Here is a 19,631-nt window from a genome sequence, read left to right as displayed (position 1 = left end):
ATCGTTTCCTATGGGCGCAAGATGACTGTATGAGGAGTGGTCATAGATGGATCTGAACGAATCAACACGCCATCTTCAGTTCGCATTTGATTCAAGGTATCCAAATCTCGACCGATACGATCTGCAGGCAAGAAGCCTTGAGCTGATGCGACTACAATACGAGACTGCATCCCGACAACGCGAGCATTCACCAGTACCCCGCCCTCTTGGCGAAGCATGGTGCCAGTCAATACAAATTGAATCTGTTGCTCTTGCGCCAGATCTTTCCAGTCTCGACTTAATACGAAGTCACCTTGGCTTGTCACTTGAATCGAGCCCGTTGTCTTGAAGTCGACAACCTTAAAGCCACGGCGCTGAAGCTGGTGAATAAAGCCTTCTGATACCGAGTTCCCTAACCAGTTTGTCGCGTCCAAATTCTGTAAATCAACAAATGACGCTACCGCTATCGGAGTGCGAGACGACACGCTAGTGTTAGATTGCACTAACTCCTCCGTCAAACTCTCGACGAAATAATCCATCGTATGACGAGGACTTTCCATCAGCATAAATTTACTGCCAGAATAGGAGTCCTTACCGTTATAGATTGGTGAGTAGGCACAAGCGGTCAGTGTTAACACTGATGCCATCAGGAGCCATTTTTTCATTACACACTCTCCAAAAAGTTATTAATTGGATGGATAGGTCCCCACCTTTTCAAGGTTGGAACAATCCTTGCTATTCTCATTCTGTCCTTAATAAGAAAGCCCGCTCCAATATTCGCTACAAACTAGCTAGCAAATATTGTTCCGCATTTGGATTGGTTGTATGAAAAAAATCGTTTCGTCTTTAATTTCAACAGCATTGGTTGCTTTTGGCAGCAACTCAGTCTCTGCCGCTTGGTACGAAGTCACTGGTACTTCAACCATCGTCTCTTCCGAGAAGGCGGCAAGGATCTACGCGCTAGAAGATGCCGTCTATAAAGCCGTAGACTTCTCCGGAGCCGATCTTGGTGGTCTTGCTAACTTAGCGCCACTATTAGAAGACGATAAGAGCCAATACCAGTTCATCGATTCCGAGGTTCGTCAGATTGTCATAAAGGATCAATATAAAAGCGGCAATCAAATGGTCGTCAAAGCTCGCATCGACATTTACCCAACGGCAAAGGCTTGCCATAACGAGCAGTACAAAAAGACCTTTGGGGTGGCAATGTTTGATATTGTTGACCCGCAGCAAGCCGTCATGGGGCAAATATACAGATTAGGCGAAGACTTTAGTTCACTGGTATCAAAACAGCTTGAGCATCGCTCTTACAGCTTTGTCTCTGTTGGCACCACTCGCTATGAAATTGACAAGCGCCAGCCTGAGCGCATTAAAATGATTGCCGAAGACCTAGGCGCGCAATACCTAGTCACTGGGAAAATTAACGACTTAACCGCCACTATCACACAAGGGGGGTTGCTGTCAGATGATGTGATTAATCGTCAGTTTGCCATGGATATGTCCGTTTATGATGGGAAAACTGGTCATGAAATCTTCCAACACAACTACCGCGACATTGCCCAATGGCCCTTTGCTAAAACGAGTAAAGTCGACACCAAAAGTGCTCGTTTCTGGACATCAACCTATGGCGAAATGATGCAAAAGGTGAGTCGTAACATCATGCTCGATTTGGAAGCGGAAATCTCCTGCAAAATGACCTTGCCAGAAATCGTTGCCAGTTATGGCAATAAAGTCACCATTGACCTAGGTCGAGTTCATGGTGTTAAAGCCGGTGATAGATTACAACTGTGGCACACAGGTTCCTTTATCGACCAAAACGGATTACCTCGGAATAGGGTGACTCAAAGCGATATCACACTAACCGTGTCACGCGTCTATGAAAATGATGCAGAAGCCACCGTCGACCAACCAAGCCTTGCCAATAGTATTCAAATTGGTGACGTGATGAACAAACTAGAATAAATTTGAAAAAGTGACTTAACTTATTAAAATAATTAAGTATTATTAGTCATACGCTCCCGTGGCACAGCTGGATAGCGCGGCCCCCTCCTAAGGGGCAGGTCACAGGTTCGAATCCTGTCGGGAGCGCCATTTTAACAAGGGCTTAGCCGAATCATCAGCTAAGCCCTCTTTGTTTGTGTCCACACAACGCCCAAAAATCTCCACCCAAAAGTCACAATGTACTAAGATGATCTAAAAATATTTTCATATCATAGCCTGCATCGATCGACCTTCATGGGCTTACTACCATCAGTATTAACCAAATGTCCCACTGAGATTTAAAATCTTATCGGCAGCTAAATTAACCTTGGCAGAATTATCAGACACATTCCTAGCTTGAGCAGCGTTTTGTCGAGATATGCCTTCAATATTGTGAATGCCTCTACTTATCTCTTCAGATACAACACCTTGTTCTTCGGTAGCAGTTGCAATTTGAGCGGTCTTATCGCCGACATTATTTATTTGAGCAAGGATACTGTTCATAGCCTGATTCACCTTCTCACTCCGCTCTGAACAGTCATTGGCATCTTCTTTACTAGACAGCATCTTTTCATTCCACATTGTCAAGGTCGACTTCAACTCAACCACGGATTCTTGGATCTTTGAAGAAGCTTCTTGAGTTCGACTTGCAAGTGCTCTTACTTCATCAGCCACAACTGCAAAACCACGGCCTTGCTCTCCGGCTCGGGCCGCCTCAATTGCAGCATTGAGCGCTAATAGGTTTGTGCGATCAGCTATGCCCTGGATGTCATTCATCAGGGTTGCAATATTGTTGACATCATCTATCAACATCAAAGCATTTTCCGCTGCTTGTTCAACATTGATAGAAAGACTATCTACTTTGTCTTTAGATAATTCCACATAAATAGAACTATTCTCACACTCATCAATGACTACTTTTACCGCCTCATAGACTTGGTTTGTGCTCTCTCCAACATCTTGTATAGTCGCTGACATTTCTGTGATCGCTGCAGAAAATTGACTAAGGTTGTCACCTTCTTTTTCGATACCATCCATAATATCGTTAGCTGAATTCTTCAGTTCATGCACAAGCTTTATCAAGCTTCGACCGGAGTCTGCACTTCGCCCGAGGATTGTTCTAACTTTCGCGCTGTAAAGTTTTTCTTGGTAATCGATAACACCACGAAGCCCCGGTCCAGAAAAGATATAACGTGATGGGCTATCTAACTCAGACTTTAATCGTTCAACATCAGATGGAATGGCCCATAGCTCTTGTTTAAACATAAAAAACATGGAGATTGAAAGGGCCAAAATGATGATAGGCTGAAAAATGGGGTTTGTTGATAAAAAAGAAACAATCATTGCAGCAATAATAACAGATATAGCAACTATTCTTCGTGCAGAACTGTGTGACTGGAAGTCACGAATAGACTTACCTTTATTGAGATCCAAATATAGTTTTTGTGCTCTTTCTTTATATTTTTGCTTAGGTAGTGTTCTGACTGATTGGTAACCAACGACTTTGTCATGTTCCACAACAGGTGTTACGTAAGCATCAACCCAATAGTAATCTCCGTTTTTACAACGATTGACCACCATACCTCTCCAGGATTTTCCACTTTTCAACTTACTCCACAAATCTGCAAAAGCGGCTTTAGGCATAAAAGGATGGCGGACTATGTTGTGATGCTGACCTTCTAGTTCTTCCCGGGTATAGCCTGCAACTCTGCAAAATTCGTCGTTGGCATAAACGATTCTTCCGTCTAGATCTGTTATTGATACTAATTGTTGGCTTTGTTGCTTAATTCAGAGCGAAGACATGCCTGTCCCATGTGCTTGACTCTTAAACAATATACTGAGTTTCAGGCATACCTAACCCTGTAAGCTTATTCAGCGCTTTGATCATAGCGTAAGTCTCGCCAACTTGAGCGTTGTAGTTTCTCAGGCTTAATTTCCCACCTAGCAACTGTTTCACTCGATACATTGCTGTCTCTGATAGCGACCGCTTGTGGTAGCCATACCGCTTTTTCCACTTATTGTTGGAGCCATAAAGCTTCTGACAACCAACTGCTAAATTGCGAGGGTGTCCTTGCTCCCAGAAGGCAGCCCCTTCGCGTGGCGGGATTAGCGGAACCGCTCGCTTTATACGTATTGCATCATGGCAATGTCTTGTGTCATAAGCACCATCACCTGATACCTCAATGATTTTACGACGTGTCTGCTTAAGTAGGTTGGGAAGCACTTCGCCATCGGTAACGTTAGATAAACTCAGCTCTGCTGCGACTATTTCGTGACTGCTAGTATCAACGGCTAAATGTAGCTTACGCCAGACTCTGCGCTTCCCATCAGTACCATGCTTTTTGACCTTCCATTCACCTTCGCCATAAACCTTGAGGCCAGTGGCATCAATTGCCAGATGTTGTATTGCTCCTCTGGTTTTGGGTTTAAATGAAACTTCAACTTCCTTAGCTCGGCGGCTTATACAGGTGTAGTGTGGGCAAACAAGCGGGATGTTAGCCAGCTTAAATACGGAGTCTAGAAATCCTTGCAGCGCTCTCAATGGCATAGAGAACACGCGTTTCACCATCAGTGCAGTAGTAATGGCTAAGTCGCTGAACCGGCGAGGTCTACCACGCTTGCCTTGTTTGTTTTGCTTCCACTCGGCTATCGCTTCCTCATCAATCCAAAAGGTCAGAGAACCACGATTGGTTAAGGCTTGATTGTACTGCTTCCAGTTAGTTGTTTTGTAACGAGGTTTAGGCATGAGGCTACGACGATTAAAAGGTGTAGCTGATCAGATCGTAGCTTCTTGATTTGGTTCCATCGATTTACGCAACAAAGCCACTACTAGCTCTAACAAGCAGCTTTTGCTCAGTGATTCAACCATAAAAACCTAGCCTTACTTTTTATAATGTTTTGTATCGCGTAGAAGAGTAAAGGATATATTATTGGCTTTATCAAGTTTTAATTATTGCTAACACTTTTGTAGTAGATGAAAGATAAAATATTTATTATCAATTAGTTACTTAAAGCCCACCTATTAAACTAGTAACATATCCAACCATGGAGGATGATTTTTGAGATATAGTTCACAAAAAAACACCTTAGAGTATGGTTACTTGCAGGGAAACCGCGTGCTTTGCTCACTTCTTAACATAAGAAACAGGTTAGCAATAATACACATTAGCTCACGGTCTATTTAGGCTGTTTAGATTTATCCAAGTTCAATAGCGTAGAAGATAAAATGACGCCAGTTAGAGACCAAATGTTTGGGCAGCATGAGCTCCGACAGCCCACCAACCAAAGAGTATTCTGGCTTGTTCAATGAGTCGCTTGTTAGGAAGATGAATAGCGCGTTTTGTTTAGAAAGTGATAGTTTTATCCGCCATCAATACCCAACTCGCTAAATCATCCATGGTCGCCAGTTCGCAGCCTTCGATGACTTCTAGCCCTGACAAACCGCGAGCCTGAATGCATGATGAGCAAAACTTCACCTCACTACTTTGGGCAATGATAATCTCCAGCATGTGCTGAATATTGTATCCCTCATTTGGCGTTTGCTTGGGTAATACCGCGGTTACTGCATCAGACAACAAGAACAAACTCACTTTGACACGCTCCTTCTCCTGCTCATTGAGCTGTATAGCTAGGCGAAGCGCATTAAACAGTTTTTCCGAACCATACGGCGCATCATTAACGACAATGACAATGTGTTGCATAACGAAAACCTCTTCCTCAAAGTGTCTCTGAAAACCTTAACATTGCATGTAAAATTAGAGGGTTATTGAGATCACGTTATATAACATCGAGGAGGAATAGGTGGCTTCATAGACTGTTTACTTGTGGCATATCTATGGTGATATGATGCCTTAACTATAATCAGCTAAGGCACAAAGTTGGTGATATCGCGGGTTAAAACTCTTGATTCATTTTGGTCAGGCACGCGATCAACATCGCTTCTTGTTCTAAATTAATATGTCGCGTCAAATCACGAACCAAGTCTAAGTGCAGCTGATTGTGGTGCCGATGAATGCGCAATCCTTCTTCAGTCAGTGCAACAACAATAGCGCGACGATCCGTAGGGTGTGGTAAACGCTCAATGAGATTCACCGCAACTAACTTATCCACTTGAACCGTTAATGTTCCCGTAGTAATACCAAGTTTATCAGCAAGCTCTTTCATTCTCATAGCACCGTGAATACCAAGCACCTCAATGGTATGAACTTGCGCTAAGGAGTAACCTGTCTCTTTTACTACTGACTGTTCCCATGACGACATCTTGTCATAAAATTCAGTAAGCAACTGATTTAACGATTCTAAGTTTCGCATTATGCTGAATGTACTTCTAAAGTGAGATGGTCAATCTTATCAAATTTACTCAGTATTTGTTTATACTCGTCAAGCGAAATGTCTGCTTTTGATACAAGAGTAATCGCTGCAGCGTAATGGTGACCACTCACTCTCCAAACATGTAAATCAGTAACGTTCGCAAGCGGTGCTAACTCATTTTGGATGGCTTCGCGATAGTGACTATCGATATTTTCATCCAACAAAATCGGGCTCGTTTGCTTGATTAGGCTAAATGTCCACTTGGTAATCACCATAGCGCCTACCATTCCCATTGCCGCATCAAGCCAATCCCAGCCATAGAACTTGCCCAAAACTAACGCCACGATCGCCGTTACTGAGGTGAGTGCATCGGCAAGAACATGTAGATAAGCTGCGCGCAAATTATGGTCATGATGATGTTCATGCCCATGATGATGTGAATGATTGTGAGCGTGTGACTCGTCATGGTCATGATGTTCTCCCAACAGGAACATACTGGCCACATTCACAGCCAAACCAACACAAGCAACAATAATCGCTTCATTAAACTGAATAGATTGGGGATTAAGCAGGCGATGTACCGACTCAACAAACATCAATAACGCCACAATGCCTAACGCGATTGCACTGGTATATCCACCTAGCACACTCACTTTTCCCGTGCCAAATGAAAACCTATCGTTGCTCTGATGCTTTTTGGCATAACGGTAGGCAAACAGGGTAATACAGAATGCGGCTGCATGGGTCCCCATGTGCCAACCATCCGCTAGCAACGCCATCGAGCCATAAACCGTGCCAGCCACTATCTCCACCACCATGGTCGTTAAGGTAAGAAGCAAAACGTAGAAGGTCCGCTTTTCACCATGATGGTTGTGATTAGAAAAATTGTGAGTATGGGTAAGCGTGTGATTCGGTGCAGTCATAATATTGTTTGATAATCAAAATATTTGATTTAAAATTAGTTTGGTCATCAAACAATGTCAATATTCGATTTGAACCAACGTCGCTACCTTAGCGCGTTTAAGACTCAAATCGAGAGGAGGCTCGGCACAAAGACATGATAATGCCAAAGCAAATTCCTTGAGTGATCATCGCCGTCCCACCATAGCTAAAGAAAGGCAGTGGGCTACCCATCACTGGCAATATCCCGCTGACCATTCCGGTATTAATAAACGCATATAGGAAGAAACTTAGCGCCAATGAGCCCGTAACTAAGCGACTATAAGCATGATGACAATGGCAAGAGAGCCACAGTGTGCGAAGCGTAATAAACAAGTACAGTGACAGCAGCAACACACTTCCTACAAATCCCCACTCTTCGGCATAAGCAGAAAAAATAAAGTCAGTATGGCTTTCAGGGATAAAACCCAGCGAGCTTTGCGTTGCATTGGTCCAGCCTTTACCGGTAATACCACCTGAGCCAATGGCGATATGTGACTGAATAATTTGATAACCAGAGCCTAATGGATCACTTTCAGGGTTTAGAAATTGTAAGATACGTTTCTTTTGATAGGTCTCAATGACGAACCACCAGAGCACTGGAATCATCGTCGCCACCAAGCCGACAAAGCCACCAATGATCTTCCAGCTCATACCCGCGAAATAGAGTACAAACAGCATATAGATCACGCCAAAGATCGCCCCATCTAAGTCAGGTTGAACAAAAATAAGTCCGGCGGGAATGGCCGTCAGTATCATGGCATAGACAATTTTCATCCCTGTCGGTCTCTCTCCATCTTGCTGGATGAACCATGCCACCATCATAGGAATAGCAAGTTTTACCAGTTCTGAAGGCTGAAAACGAAATCCAGCAATACTCAACCAACGCTGAGAGCCATTAGAACTGTCACCCGCCAGTACGACAGCTACCAACAAAGTGACCGTAAAGAAATACAAATATGGTGAAAATCGGCGATATTGCTTAGCGGGAATGGATGACATAAACGCTATACATAACAAAGAAAGCAGACATCGAATCAGGTGGTTGGTAATAACAGCCTCGTTATAGCCACTTGCACTCCATATAGTTAACGTGCTCAATAACATAAGAGAAATAATGGCTAACACAATAGACAAGTCTATTTGCGGGATAAGGTACTTTTTCAAAATTTAGCTCGGTAAAGTGACGTTCAGAGCCGTCACTTACATTAATTAATAAAGTGATAGGAAAAATAACGCAGTCTATCAACTACGATTTTTTGATCGTTTGTCTAAAACCACGAATGGCTTTACGCAATCGCCAAGTCATAAAGGTACAAATTGCTGCAAACAGTGTGACAAACGGTGCAGCCATCAGAACCATGGTTGTTACGCGGCTGATTGGTTCAGGCAATGCAGGTAGGAGAAATCCTACGCCCGCCAACAAACCAATCCATAATGTGGCACTCAACCAAGAGAAATAATGGAAGCGTGGTGCATCATGCATACGGATCCCCATCACCATTGGCACTAACGAGCGCACACCAGGCACAAAACGCGCGCAGAACAGCGCGACTAAGCCATGTCGACAAAGCAAATTGTCAACCAAACGCATATTGCTTTCCGGTACTTTTGCAAGCCAGCCACGAACAATAGGAAGCCGGTTGAGCCATCTGCCTTGCAAGTAGGCCAGCCAACTACCACCAACAGCGGCAACAATAAGTAAAGGGAAGGCAATGAATGGACTCAAAACGCCAACCGCTGACAGCGTCCCGACCAGCACGACTACACTGTCGCATGGCAAAGGTGCTGCGGGAAGAAAGCTACTTTCAAGTCCAATAAAAAAGGTCACCAATACGTAAATCAAAATCGCGCTTTCTGGTGCGAGTAGCGCATTAAAGTCCTGATTCCAGATCGCAATCAAAACATCCTGAGTAGCTTCAAACATAACAACTCCAAGAAACCAACGGTTAACAACATCAATAACAGTGAGGGTCTGGAGAGCATCAACGAGAATGAATAAAACGATATTGAAGGTTGCTGTCTTGCCAACCCGCTAAACGACGACTATCTGAAAATAGATAGCTTCGAGGCGTGTAGTAAGCACCCCAACGTGTAGAAATTAACAGCGCAAAGGCTGATACAACAAGCAACCAAGGTAACGTTTCTTTTGAAGGTGGCTGTGCTTTTTGAATCGCAATCCGAAACGTTGGCGGACTGCGTAATAGCTGATTATCATTAGCAACATCTGGGGCACGTTCCGGAGAGATAACCGTCGCTTGGTATTGAGGTAAATCCATTTCAATAGCATTCACGATCCCGCCTAACAGCAGTATCGATAGTAACGTCGCAATAAACGGAAAAATCTCAATGAGTCGCTTCAAAGAAAAAGCCCAATCGTGGAATCTGCTTATATGTACTGCTATCTCTGATAAAAAGCAATCTTTGTTATCACTAGACGACAATCCAATCATCTAACTTATTATTTTTGATAGTTTATTTTTCATCAGATCCAATTGCATAGAATCAACGTGGGTGGTATTAATTCAATTATTGAAATATGGCATTTTCTGTATATTGCTCTATAACTACGGGTAATGGGTACGTTTTTGCTTTTACTCAATCAATGGACAGTAATACTGTCTCGATCTGGTTTCTAAGGAATCAATATGAAAAAAATCCCTCTTGCTATTATTACCTCACTAGTTCTTTCAACATCTGCTTTCGCGGCTCAAAGCACGATTAATCAAGAAGCGATGGAAACAACGACTGGTGGGTTTCAAGGACCGTCAGCGGAAGACTCTTTAAATACGGTTCAGGAAATCATGGATGCAGGTTGGTTAACTGACGGCAACAAAGTCACTATTGTCGGTCATATCGTCAAGTCAATGGGCCATGAAGTTTACATGTTTAAAGATGCTACTGGCGAGATGCCAGTGGAGATCGATACCGATCAATGGGCTGGTCAAACCGTTACGCCAAACGACAAAGTAAAAATCTACGGTGAGATTGAAAAAGGCGACAGCGATGTCGCAGTTGAAGCAGAGTCGATCCACATCATCAAATAATTACGTTTGATATAAGACTAAGCGAGGCAAGCACTCAGGCTTCCTCGCTCATTTCATTATTGATGTTTATTTCAAAAAGTGCGCGACTTTCTGATACAACAACTCACAGTCTTCTTTCACTAAATCTTCCATATTCATGAAGGTATGAATCATATCTTTGAAGTGATAATGTTCAACGGTTACACCTGCGGCTCTCGCTAGTTCACAGTAAGACAGTCCTTCATCTCTCAATGGACAAAACTCTGCGGTAATCAATAACGTTTCAGGTAAACCTTGCGTCATTGGCTGAAATAAAGGAGACGCCTGTTTTCTGTCGTCCTGCGCCTGGAAATAATTATCGAAGTACCAAGCAATTTTGGCCTTTTGTAATAAATAGCCCGTCGCATTCTCATCGATTGAGCCACCTGACATGGTGTAATCTAAGCTCGGATAAATCATCACTTGCTTATGAATGTGTACTGCCTCATCAAACTGAGCTTTCGCGCTTACCGTCGCTACCAGTGCACCGCCACCAGAGTCACCAGCAATGGACAGTTGTGGGATGTAGTTGATTTGACGAGCATCTAGTGTCGGCCAAAGATTTTTAACCACAGCGTAGGCATCGTTCACTCCAGCCGGATAACGACACTCTGGTGCTAATCGATAGTCGACAGACACTACAACGTGCTCAGTAGCCAGTGCTAACTTGCGGCAAATAGGGTCATACACTGTCACGCTACCTGCCATATGTCCTCCGCCATGATAATAAACCAGAACGGGTAACGCTTTTTCAGGTTGCGGATGATAAATACGCACAGGAACTTGGTAGTCCTCTCCAGAGACTAAGTCATCTTGAATCCAAGCCACAGCTGGGATCTCGGTGACCAAGCCTTTGGTTAGGTTCGCTAGTCCTTCGCGAGCATTCGTTGCGGTCGCTTTAAAGCCATTGGCAACGAGTTGACCCACAAGCACATTAAAATTGTCTAACCAAGGTTGTAGTTTTGGGCTTACTTGACGCATGATTTCTCCTTAAGCATTTTTTGTCGATGCTGGGCCAGTGATGACGAGTTCTTTTTTGCCTGTTTCGGGTAAGAAGAAACTGGCAAGGAAGAAAGTCGAAGAGCAGATCACCGCGAAGGTGGCCCCATAAGCGATATTTCCTGTCATATCGGCAATCACACCCGCAAAGTACATCAGAATCGTTTCAATTAAATATGAAATGGACCAGAACATACCGAAAATTACCGTAATGCGGCCAGGGGTCATATTAGGAAGCTCTTGAGGCAATGTAATCAACGCCGTCATCGGTACGAACATAAAGAAACCTGCAGTGAAAGCTGCTATATAAGCGACCATAGGGTTGCTTGTAGTAATCATCAATGCAGCAAATAGAGTCATAGCCAACCCACAGTAGCGAATAACAGGTACTCTAAGCGGATAACGTTTAGCAACTAGGATACCTGCCATCGTTCCCACCATACCGGCACCAATCATAATCGATGATAAATACTTAGCCTCTGCTGCAAAGCTTGGGACCAGTGGGAAGAGTGCAAAGACCGAAATATAGCAAAACAGCAATCCAGAATACGCAATAGGCAGCCACCAGTTTACCGACTCTTTCATACCATCGTTGAGTGTGTAGTTTGCTTGTTGTTGATTATCAGACGAATTAGATAGTGAGAAGTCATCACTCACAAACCACCAAATAACCAAAATTGCCAAACTAATTGCAGAAATAGCCAGAATAACATTCTGCCAATTACCTAACGAAGCTAATAGTGAACCTGTAAATAGTAACGCTAAAAGATTACCCATATTAAATGCTGCTGCGTTAATGCCGTTAATAACCGGTCTTTCACTAGCGTCAAAATATTTAATAACAATAGGGTTGAAATAGACAATCGCAAATGCACCGCCAAATCCCATTACTAAACGAGAAAAGACATAAAGTGGATAATTAGAAGCAAAAGCACCGATCGCACCAGCAACAATAAGTAATGATGCAATAGTAAATGCTTTTTTCGGTCCCATTTTGACTAATAGCCATGCTGCGGCCAAGTTACCAATTATTTTTGCAATAGTAATCGCGTTCGTCATCCAAGTTGCAGCTGCCATACCATCAATATCATAAAAAGCCATGATATCTTTGGTCATAATAGATCCAGCAACCCAGGACATAGCAAATAGGGCGTAGGTGAGGAATATCGTAATTTCGATAAGATGTTTCTTATTCATATTATATACCTTGTAAGGTTTCCCTGTTCATATTTTCACTATCAATAATACCTTAATGAATGTGTGGTATTATCCTTAATTTGCAATAATGAATTGTGTGACATTGATTGTGTGATTGTGAAATTATTCTATTTTTCAGGGACATAAAAAAGCCCTAAGCACATTAGGGCTCAATACATACAACAGATCAATGCATTATGGACGTAGCAAGGCAAGATTATCCATGTCGATGCGAGCGTTGTAGTCGACATTGTCAAAGCCGAATCCATTTAGCTGCATGAAGTCGAGTTTATAACCTGAGTAATCCCCTACTTCTTGAAAGTTATCTGCTGTCATTTGCTGCATCAGTTGGCTAACTTCCGCTTGTGTTTCTGGCTCTAACTCCCAATCATCCACTCGAATTAGGCGTGCTTCGTCCACAGGAACACTAGCGCCAGTGCCATACAAACGTTGCGAAAACAGACGTTGCATCTGCTCGATACAGCCTTCATGAGTGCCTTTCTGTTTCATCACCTTAAATAGCGACAAGATGTATGGCGAAAAAGCAGGGATAAATACACTCGCTTTCGTGACTAGAGCTTTACACACTGATACATAGGCCTCGCCACCAAGCGTCGCAAGTTTTTGGTTCAGCTCGTCCGCTGTATGGTGCAAGTGCTGCTTCGCTCTACCTAACGTTCCATGATGGTAGATTGGGTACGTCACCTCGGGGCCGACATAAGAGTAAGCAACGGTTTTGCAGCCGTGGGCTAATACATCCGCATCAGACAGGATCTCCATCCAGCTTTGCCAATCCTCACCGCCCATCACCTTAATGGTGGCTTCCATTTCTTCCGCACTGGCTGTCCCGACTTCCATAGATTCCAGTTTGTCGTGTTCAATGTTGATTGTCGGACCAGAAACTGGCTCTCCCACCGTTTTAATCGCAGAGCGCCACAAATGTCCCGATTCAGGATCTGGTCTTACGCCAGTGGCCAAACTATAAACCACTAAATCCACTTTGCCACCAAACTCACTTTTAATATAATCAATGACTTGTTGTCGCATTTCTGAAGAGAAGGCATCACCAACAAAGTTCTTAGCAATCAAGCCACGCTTTTCAGCTTCTTGGCGGAAATAAATATTGTTGTACCAACCCGCAGTACCCACTCCTTTATCGCTTGGACCACGCTCAAACGAGACACCGATGGTATCTGCCTGCGCGCCACCAAAAGCCAATGAGATACGAGAAGCAAGGCCAAATCCAGAGGAAGCGCCAAGCACCAATACTTTCTTCGGACCGTTAGTAATTTGACTGCTGTGTTCAACGGTCTCTATTTGATTTAGCACCGCTTGTTGGCAACCAATCGGATGAGCTGAACGTGCCACGACACCGTTTACAATAGGTTCAATAATCATGATGTTTCCTTTATTTCTTAATGCTTTGGAGGCATCACAGTTGCAATGCCCTGAATAACGATTTTGTTGTTCTGATTGACGCTTCGAGTCGCTAATTTGACGATGTTTTTCTCTTTCTTAATCTCGATAACTTCAACTTCTGCGCGAATGGTGTCACCAATAAATACCGGTGCGGTAAATTTCAACTCTTGACCTAAATACACAGTCCCCGGACCAGGCAACTGCATGCCAAGAACCGCAGACGTCAAACCCGACACCATAATTCCGTGAGCAACACGGTTACCAAATATACTTTTTTCACCAGCAAGCTGACTCACGTGTACGGGATTAACATCGCCACTAATACCACAGAACATTTGAATATCAGATTCACTGATGGTTTTTTCGAAACATGCTTTTTGTCCTAGCACGAGTTCGTCGATTGAATAGCTCATTGTTATTGTTCTCAAATAAATAGTTTTGCAATGGCTTTTGTAGTGACATTGCAAAACCATCTCCTCTCATGACGAGAGGAGATATATTTACGCGGCAACGTCTTGGTTTGAATTAACTGTTTGTTCTAAAGGAAGTGACAAGCCCATTGGCGCATCATTAAATATTCTTGCATCCATAACTTTTAACTCTTGGCTAATAACAGGAGCAAATGTCATTTTATCGAGAATGTCTTTTTGAAGATCAACACCTGGTGCGATTTCAATTAATTCCAAAGTATCAGTGCCGAGCTTAAATACAGCACGCTCTGTAATATAAAGTACTGGTTTAGCATTTTTCCTAGCGACATCGGCAGAAAACGTGATTTGTTGTACTTCATTAATAAACTTATGAATATGCCCATCATTGATAATGGACAATTGACCATCTCCGGTTTCTATTTCTAGCTTTCCTGCCGTGAATGTCCCGCAGAAAAAGACTTGTTTCGCATTTTGGGTAATATTGATGAAGCCACCACAACCCGCTATCTTAGTGCCAAACTTTGATACATTGAGATTACCCTTAACGTCACACTCAGCTAAGCCAAGGAATGCTTGATCGATACCACCACCATCATAAAAATCAAACATTTGATCTTGAGTAATCACCGCGTCAGGGAACGCTGATGCTCCAAAACTCAAACCACCAGCGGGGGTACCGCCAATCGCACCCGGTTCCACCGTCGCGATCACTTGATCAGTAATTCCCTCTTCATCAGTGACCGTGGCTATCACTTCTGGAACACCAATACCATAGTTGAGTATTGCGCCTCGCTTGAGCTCCATTGCCGCTCGGCGAGCGATGATTTTTTTAGCATCCAACGGGCGCTGCTGAGTCACTTTCTTACCCGCTTCACCTCGACCACAGTACGCAAGGTTAAGGGACTCTGCGAACGTCTGCATATGTTCGTCCTCATCAGCAAGGACTACCGCATCTACGAAAATGCCAGGGATACGAACTTGTTGGGGGTCAAGCTCGCCATTTTTCACCATGCGTTTCACCTGAACGATGACCTTACCGCCCATATTCGTCACTAGTTGTGCCGCGGCAAGATTTTCTAGGAATAAACACTCGTCTTCCATGGTGATATTGCCATTTTCATCAGCAGTCGTTCCGCGTAGCAGCGCCACGTTAGGATTAATGCGCTTATAAAATAGGTATTCTTCTCCATCTACTTCCATAAGCGATACTCGGTCATCAACGGTCAAGGCGTTGATCTTGCCGCCACCAAATCTAGGGTCGACAAACGTTCCCAACCCGACATGTGACAATGTACCAGGCTTGCCGGCAGCAGAGTCACGTAGCAGTTGAGCAATGACACCTTGCGGGAAGTTATAACCTTGAATTTCATTTGCGTTGGCCAGTTTTTGCAGTCGAGGGATCAATCCCCAGTGGCCGCCGTACGCCATGCTGACCATACCGGGGTGAGCAAGATGATTGGTCGCTTTATCAACGCCATTACCTTGACCTGCGGTAAAGTAAAGTTCCAACGAACGCGGGTGACCGGTTTCTAGAAAACGCGTACCAACGGCGTGTTCAATCGCTTCAGGCACCACTGCACCTATAAAGCCACCCAATACTACTCTGTCGCCATCTTCAAGCAAATTGGCAGCTTGTAGGGCTGTTAACACTTTTGTTTTCATCGTTTGTTTTCCTTTAGGAAATTATTATGGTTGGAAATGGATACTTCCAAACTGATGCAAAAAGTGTATTTCGAAATGATTTGCGGAAAAATAGACAATAAAAGGAAAGATAATTGCACATTAGGGATAATATGCGCAGTGTTAGTGGTTGACTCGAATAAAAAAGAGCAAGCGTTATGCTTGCTCTTTTCCTCGATGTGAAGCCTCTTTAACTTTGGTCAGCAAGCTCTCTAACTCGACGAATTAAGTATTCTTTGAAATTGACGCAGCGGACTGGCATCTGGCGGCGTGGGCGATAGTATAAACTGAATTCAAAATCACTATTGGTGTACTCTTTTAGGATGGGAACCAACATACCCTGTTCAAGCTCTTCCTCTATTAAACTAAGGGGAAGGTAACCAATACCACCACCATTGATGGCAACCGTTTTAATAAACTGACTGTCCTCCACTTCAACGGTTTGAGCAATATCCACAGCCGTCATCTCACCATCACGTTCAAACACCCATTTATTGCCGCCAACAAGGGTTGAGGCATACAAACAGTTGTGACGATTTAAATCTTCCGGAGTCACCGGCTCTCCAAACTTTTCGATGTATGCAGGAGAGCAGCACACGATTAACGGGTGCTTGAGCAAGGAACGTTTCACCAGCAGGCTGTCTTTTTCTTGAAACCCATCATAAATAGCACTAGCGCGCACGGCAAAATCAACCTCATTAACATGGTCCATGTCAAAAGCGGTTTCCATGACACGAAAGGTAACATGAGGATGGTAACGCAGATATTCTCCGATAATCTTCCCAAGGTAATCTCTCGCAAACAGTGGTGTTGATGCAATACGGATTACGCCTCTATCATCGTTACTAAGGTTTTGAATTTCAGTAAAGATATCTTCTATTTCAGTGTTGACTTGACTAAATCGCTCATAAAGTCGGAGTCCAGCTTGGGTTGGCACCACCTTACGCGTAGAGCGCTTTAATAAACTGATTCCCACACTCTCTTCAAGCTCCGCAATCCAACGACTGCCTGCGGAGGCCGATATTCCATATTGCTTGGCCGCTAAACTAAACGACCCGGTACGAACGACATGAAGAAAGTAGACAATTTTGTCGAGCAATTCCACACCACCATAAGTTATTAAGATAATTGATACTTTTTATATCCCAACTTCATTAGGGTTTAAACTGTGGTCGAACGGTTTATTAACCCTCGTCAATAAATCACTGTCAAAATCGATAAAACTGTTAGCTACCGCAATTTTCATGCCCAATCATCAAAGTTCCATTATCCCTAATTTGCAATAGTGTTTTGATACGGAACCATTCTACAAACGAAACTCACTCCCATAGAATAATTTCACTAACTTTGAATGCTATGCCAAGACGTAGCCCACTATTATTCGTGAATAAGGTGAAAACAATGCTTACCAATAAAATCTGTATCGTAACTGGAGGCGCTCAAGGAATTGGTCGCTGTATCGTTGAGACATTCGCACAACAACAGGCGACGATGGTCTATGCCTGTGACATGAATACCCAAGTTGCAGAAGAGCTTACTGCTCAATATCCCAATGTTCGCGTCAAGCAGCTCAATGTCTGTGACCGCCAAGCTATTCAATCCTTCATTCAAGAGATTCATCAAGAGCATGGAAAAATTGACGTTCTTGTTAATAACGCTGGTATTACCCGTGACAACCTACTAGATCGTATAAGTGAGGAAGATTGGGACATGGTGTTAGATGTGAACCTAAAAGGCGTGTTCAACATGACTCAAGCCATTGCTCCTATCATGATTGAAAATGGTATCGGCTCTATCGTCACTATGTCTTCTGTTGTTGGTACGGATGGTAACATCGGACAGAGCAACTATGCCGCGACGAAAGGCGGTGTTATTGCCATGACTAAAGGCTGGGCAAAAGAATTCTCGCGTAAAGGTGCTCAAGTCAGAGCTAACTGCGTGGCCCCAGGATTTATCGAAACGCCAATGACCATCGACCTTCCGGAAAAAGTCTTGGATCACATGAAATCTAAAACGCCACTAGGTCGTATGGGTAAACCACAAGATATCGCCAATGGCGTAGCATTTTTGGCAAGCGATAACGCCAGTTTCATCACTGGACAAACATTGAAAATTGACGGTGGATTAGTCATTTAACGCGAGGGATAGGTGATGAAAAAGGTTTATATTGTTGGCGCCAAACGCACAGCGTTGGGAAGCTTTGGTGGCACCCTCTCGTTGGTTCCAGCTTTTGAGCTAGGTGGTCATGCGATTCGAGCAGCCATGTCTCAAGCCAACGTTGATCCTGCTTGGGTCGACGAAGTGATTGTCGGCAACGTGCTCAGCGCAGGACAAGGAATGGGCCCTGGACGCCAAGCCGCTATGTTTGCGAATATCCCAGACTCCGTTCCGGCTTATACGCTTAATATGATCTGCGGTAGCGGAATGAAAACCGTCATGGAAGCGGCGAGTAAGATCAAGGCTGGTGATGCCTGTTTGATCGTGGCTGCTGGCATGGAGAACATGTCCAGTGCACCTTACCTTATGAGTGCAGCAAACCGTTTTGGTAGCAAAATGGGTGACCAAAAATTGGTTGATACTATGATTCATGATGGTTTGACCGATGCGTTTAATCAGTATCATATGGGTATGACCGCAGAAAACATTGCGGAGAAATATCAAATAAGTCGTGAAGCTCAAGATGCATTCGCTTTACGAAGTCAGCAGCGAGCTGTAGAAGCTGTCCAAGCTGGACGCTTTGAACAAGAAATTACTGCTATCGAAGTTAAACAACGTCGCGAAACAGTGGTGTTTGGTCAAGATGAGTATCCACGAGCAAGCACGTCAATGGATAGCTTGGCAAAATTAAGGCCTGCATTTAAAGCGGATGGTTCCGTCACGGCCGGCAATGCTTCCGGCATTAACGATGGTGGCGTGGCGTTCGTTATCGCTTCAGAAGAAGCCGTCGAAAAGCATGGTTTACAGCCATTGGCGGAAATCGTCAGCTATGGTCAAGGTGGCCTAGACCCAGCTTATATGGGCCTAGGGCCAGTTCCTGCCATTGAGCAAGCGCTTGAACGAGCAAACATGACGCTAAGCGATATGCAGTTACTGGAACTCAATGAAGCTTTCGCCGCTCAAGCACTCGGTGTGATGCATGGGTTAAGTGATAAATACCAACTATCAATGGACTGGTTTGAAGATAAAACCAACGTGAATGGTGGCGCTATCGCATTGGGTCACCCGTTGGGTGCCTCTGGTGGTCGTGTGTTAGCAACGCTCATCTACGAACTAGAGAAGCAAGAGTTACAGTATGGATTAGCGTCGCTGTGTATTGGCGGCGGTATGGGCACCGCTATTGTGGTGAAAAATCTCCAAGTTTAACGTTAACGCTTACGTCGCTTAGTACATTGACTTGCTGTGTACTAAGCGATGCTTTAGCAACGTACCTACTTTTATTACCCTACTCCCCTCACCGAAGATCTGCAAAAAGCCATAGAAACATTCAATCACGATGGCTATGGCATCTATCGCTGCGGCTTTAGCTATACTCCTTTAGCCCTTCTCGTCACCGCTAAACGCATTTCTAGCCATCAAATGCCGATGCCAAAACCCTATTCGTTATCGTCGAGTGAAACAGGCAGGCGGTCAT

19 protein-coding genes and 1 tRNA gene are annotated in these 19,631 nt (G+C 43.9%); 5 read left to right on the top strand and 15 right to left on the bottom strand.

Annotated elements, in window-relative coordinates:
* Positions 1-8 precede the first annotated feature (8 nt).
* Positions 9-644 carry a FlgO family outer membrane protein gene (locus tag VTH8203_RS21350; RefSeq protein ID WP_096995466.1) on the bottom strand — a complete coding sequence of 212 codons (636 nt, stop codon included), beginning with the start codon at positions 642-644 and terminating at the stop codon, positions 9-11.
* A 160-nt stretch (positions 645-804) separates the two neighbouring features.
* Here VTH8203_RS21350 and VTH8203_RS21345 point away from each other — a divergent pair, with 160 nt between their 5' ends.
* Both VTH8203_RS21345 and VTH8203_RS21340 read left to right on the top strand, forming a co-directional pair.
* Positions 805-1,941, top strand: a complete 1,137-nt coding sequence (locus tag VTH8203_RS21345) for a flagellar assembly protein FlgT (protein ID WP_096995465.1) — start codon at positions 805-807, stop codon at positions 1,939-1,941.
* 52 nt (positions 1,942-1,993) lie between these two features.
* Positions 1,994-2,070, top strand: a tRNA-Arg gene (locus VTH8203_RS21340).
* 165 nt (positions 2,071-2,235) lie between these two features.
* Here the strand turns inward: VTH8203_RS21340 and VTH8203_RS21335 are convergent.
* The 8 genes from VTH8203_RS21335 to VTH8203_RS21300 all read right to left on the bottom strand — a co-directional run bounded on the left by VTH8203_RS21335 (position 2,236) and on the right by VTH8203_RS21300 (position 9,572).
* On the bottom strand, positions 2,236-3,747 hold the full coding sequence (locus tag VTH8203_RS21335; protein ID WP_158296215.1) for a methyl-accepting chemotaxis protein: 1,512 nt from the start codon (positions 3,745-3,747) through the stop codon (positions 2,236-2,238).
* A 37-nt stretch (positions 3,748-3,784) separates the two neighbouring features.
* On the bottom strand, positions 3,785-4,705 hold the full coding sequence (locus tag VTH8203_RS21330) for an IS5 family transposase (RefSeq protein ID WP_096995464.1): 921 nt from the start codon (positions 4,703-4,705) through the stop codon (positions 3,785-3,787).
* A 598-nt stretch (positions 4,706-5,303) separates the two neighbouring features.
* Positions 5,304-5,660, bottom strand: coding sequence for a DsrE/DsrF/TusD sulfur relay family protein (locus VTH8203_RS21325; RefSeq protein WP_096995463.1), 357 nt, complete (start codon positions 5,658-5,660; stop codon positions 5,304-5,306).
* A 193-nt stretch (positions 5,661-5,853) separates the two neighbouring features.
* Positions 5,854-6,270 carry a MarR family winged helix-turn-helix transcriptional regulator gene (locus VTH8203_RS21320; protein WP_096995462.1) on the bottom strand — a complete coding sequence of 139 codons (417 nt, stop codon included), beginning with the start codon at positions 6,268-6,270 and terminating at the stop codon, positions 5,854-5,856.
* Positions 6,270-7,193, bottom strand: coding sequence for a CDF family Co(II)/Ni(II) efflux transporter DmeF (dmeF, locus tag VTH8203_RS21315; protein WP_096995461.1), 924 nt, complete (start codon positions 7,191-7,193; stop codon positions 6,270-6,272). Before dmeF ends, VTH8203_RS21320 begins: the two co-directional genes overlap by 1 nt.
* 97 nt (positions 7,194-7,290) lie before the next feature.
* Positions 7,291-8,376: a rod shape-determining protein RodA gene (gene rodA, locus VTH8203_RS21310; protein ID WP_096995460.1), complete on the bottom strand. Its 1,086-nt coding sequence runs from the start codon at positions 8,374-8,376 to the stop codon at positions 7,291-7,293.
* 82 nt (positions 8,377-8,458) lie between these two features.
* Positions 8,459-9,136, bottom strand: coding sequence for a DedA family protein (locus tag VTH8203_RS21305; protein ID WP_096995459.1), 678 nt, complete (start codon positions 9,134-9,136; stop codon positions 8,459-8,461).
* 58 nt (positions 9,137-9,194) lie between these two features.
* Complete coding sequence (locus VTH8203_RS21300) at positions 9,195-9,572, bottom strand: hypothetical protein (RefSeq protein WP_158296213.1); 378 nt, start codon at positions 9,570-9,572, stop codon at positions 9,195-9,197.
* A gap of 285 nt (positions 9,573-9,857) precedes the next feature.
* On the opposite strand from VTH8203_RS21300, the gene VTH8203_RS21295 reads away from it, so the two are divergent.
* The gene (locus tag VTH8203_RS21295) at positions 9,858-10,256 is read left to right on the top strand and encodes a YgiW/YdeI family stress tolerance OB fold protein (protein ID WP_096995457.1); all 399 of its coding nucleotides are present in this window, start codon (positions 9,858-9,860) and stop codon (positions 10,254-10,256) included.
* 66 nt (positions 10,257-10,322) lie between these two features.
* On the opposite strand, the gene VTH8203_RS21290 is transcribed toward VTH8203_RS21295, so the two are convergent.
* The 6 genes from VTH8203_RS21290 to VTH8203_RS21265 all read right to left on the bottom strand — a co-directional run bounded on the left by VTH8203_RS21290 (position 10,323) and on the right by VTH8203_RS21265 (position 17,099).
* Positions 10,323-11,255 carry an alpha/beta hydrolase gene (locus tag VTH8203_RS21290; RefSeq protein WP_096995456.1) on the bottom strand — a complete coding sequence of 311 codons (933 nt, stop codon included), beginning with the start codon at positions 11,253-11,255 and terminating at the stop codon, positions 10,323-10,325.
* A 9-nt stretch (positions 11,256-11,264) separates the two neighbouring features.
* Positions 11,265-12,470 carry an MFS transporter gene (locus VTH8203_RS21285; RefSeq protein WP_096995455.1) on the bottom strand — a complete coding sequence of 402 codons (1,206 nt, stop codon included), beginning with the start codon at positions 12,468-12,470 and terminating at the stop codon, positions 11,265-11,267.
* A gap of 195 nt (positions 12,471-12,665) precedes the next feature.
* Positions 12,666-13,868 (bottom strand): enoyl-ACP reductase FabV, encoded by a 1,203-nt coding sequence (gene fabV / locus VTH8203_RS21280; protein ID WP_096995454.1) that lies wholly within the window; start codon positions 13,866-13,868, stop codon positions 12,666-12,668.
* A gap of 17 nt (positions 13,869-13,885) precedes the next feature.
* The gene (locus VTH8203_RS21275) at positions 13,886-14,302 is read right to left on the bottom strand and encodes a MaoC family dehydratase (RefSeq protein WP_006069908.1); all 417 of its coding nucleotides are present in this window, start codon (positions 14,300-14,302) and stop codon (positions 13,886-13,888) included.
* A gap of 87 nt (positions 14,303-14,389) precedes the next feature.
* Complete coding sequence (locus tag VTH8203_RS21270) at positions 14,390-15,982, bottom strand: acyl CoA:acetate/3-ketoacid CoA transferase (RefSeq protein WP_096995453.1); 1,593 nt, start codon at positions 15,980-15,982, stop codon at positions 14,390-14,392.
* 208 nt (positions 15,983-16,190) lie between these two features.
* The gene (locus VTH8203_RS21265) at positions 16,191-17,099 is read right to left on the bottom strand and encodes a LysR family transcriptional regulator (protein ID WP_096995570.1); all 909 of its coding nucleotides are present in this window, start codon (positions 17,097-17,099) and stop codon (positions 16,191-16,193) included.
* A 302-nt stretch (positions 17,100-17,401) separates the two neighbouring features.
* On the opposite strand from VTH8203_RS21265, the gene VTH8203_RS21260 reads away from it, so the two are divergent.
* Positions 17,402-18,136, top strand: a complete 735-nt coding sequence (locus VTH8203_RS21260) for a beta-ketoacyl-ACP reductase (protein WP_096995452.1) — start codon at positions 17,402-17,404, stop codon at positions 18,134-18,136.
* Between the two features lie 15 nt (positions 18,137-18,151).
* Positions 18,152-19,363, top strand: coding sequence for an acetyl-CoA C-acetyltransferase (locus VTH8203_RS21255; protein ID WP_096995451.1), 1,212 nt, complete (start codon positions 18,152-18,154; stop codon positions 19,361-19,363).
* Positions 19,364-19,631 lie beyond the last annotated feature (268 nt).

Source organism: Vibrio thalassae (assembly GCF_900089835.1).
Lineage (GTDB): Bacteria > Pseudomonadota > Gammaproteobacteria > Enterobacterales > Vibrionaceae > Vibrio > Vibrio thalassae.
The sequence above is the reverse complement of the archived record's forward strand: the minus strand, read 5'-3'. Positions and strand labels throughout refer to the sequence as shown.